Source organism: Streptomyces sp. SID12501, from assembly GCF_010550245.1.
Classification (GTDB): domain Bacteria; phylum Actinomycetota; class Actinomycetes; order Streptomycetales; family Streptomycetaceae; genus Streptomyces.
In genome coordinates, this window is sequence record NZ_JAAGLU010000108.1 from 1 (window position 1) to 1,264 (window position 1,264).

Here is a 1,264-nt window from a genome sequence, read left to right on the forward strand (position 1 = left end):
GGTCCTGGCGCGATCCACGTTCGATCATCACCAACTGGCCGTGCTCCAGCCGACCATCAGTCATCGCGACCTCTTCGCCCCTACCACTGGCACCGAAACGCTCCTCCAGACGGCTCCGAGCAGGCCGTGCTCTTTGCACTCTTCCACTCGGCCGTCGTCGTTCCAGCAGCGGGCGAATAGATACTGAAAACGAGATAAATAGAAAACTGCTTTCCCAGCGTCGACGAATGCGGCGTGTTCCGGGCGCGCAGCGACGTCGAACGCTGCTTCAGCCGCCTCAAGCAGTGGCGCGGCATCGCGATGCGCACCGGCGAGACCGCCCGGTCCCACAACACCGCGATCACCCTGCCGCGATCCTGATCTGGATCAAGACCGACTTGGTCAACACGGCCTAGCGCGCGTCTCTTAAGGGTTCGTCGGGGCTGCTGCGAGACTGTTCGGGTGTCGCGTGATGCTGTGTTGTCGGATGCCGAGTGGGAGCTGATCGCCGGGTTGATGCCGTCGATGGCCCCGGGTGGTGGTCGCCCGTTCGCTGATCACCGTCGGGTGGTCGAGGGGATCATCTGGCACTACCGGACCGGGTCGCCGTGGCGGGACCTGCCGGCGTCATTCGGGCCGTGGCAGACGGTCTGGAAGCGCCATGCGCGGTTCGCCAAGGACGGCACGTGGGACAAGATCCACGCCGCTCTGCTCGCGAAGGCCGATGCCGTGGGGCGGATCGACTGGGCGGTGAGCGTGGACTCCACGATCAACCGGACCCACCAGCACGCCGCGACCCTGCCCCGGGACACAGGGGGCGAAGCCGAATCACACGAATCTGCTGATCGAACCCCCTGATCACGGGATCGGGCGGTCCCGCGGCGGGTTGTCGACGCAGATCCACCAGCTCGTCGACGGCGGCGGTCTGCCGCTGGTCGTCCTGGTCGGGGCCGGGCAGGCCAACGACTCTCCGATGTTCCCCGTCCTGCTGGACCACCTGCGAGTCCCGCGCCTGGGACCGGGGCGCCCGCGAACCCGCCCGGACCGAGTGCGGGCGGACAAGGCGTACTCCGCCCGCGCCCACCGGACCCTGCTACGCGCCCGCGGGATCGGCGCGGTCATCCCCGAGCCCTCGGACCAGATCCGCAACCGCAAACGCCGCGGAGCGGCCGGCGGCAGGCCGCCGGCATTCGACCCGGTCGACTACCGCGCCCGCAACGTCGTCGAACGCGCCTTCGCCCACCTCAAGCAATGGCGAGGACTGGCCACCCGCTACGACAAGCAC

At 68.3% G+C, this 1,264-nt stretch carries 1 protein-coding gene and 1 pseudogene; both read left to right on the top strand.

Going from position 1 to position 1,264, the window contains the following annotated elements; translation table 11 throughout:
• Positions 1 to 234: 234 nt before the first annotated feature.
• Entirely contained in the window at positions 235 to 360 is a 126-nt protein-coding gene (locus G3I71_RS52485; protein WP_275409403.1) for a hypothetical protein, read from the top strand.
• A gap of 135 nt (positions 361 to 495) precedes the next feature.
• A pseudogene (locus tag G3I71_RS52850) lies at positions 496 to 1,264 on the top strand (IS5 family transposase); the annotation flags it as partial.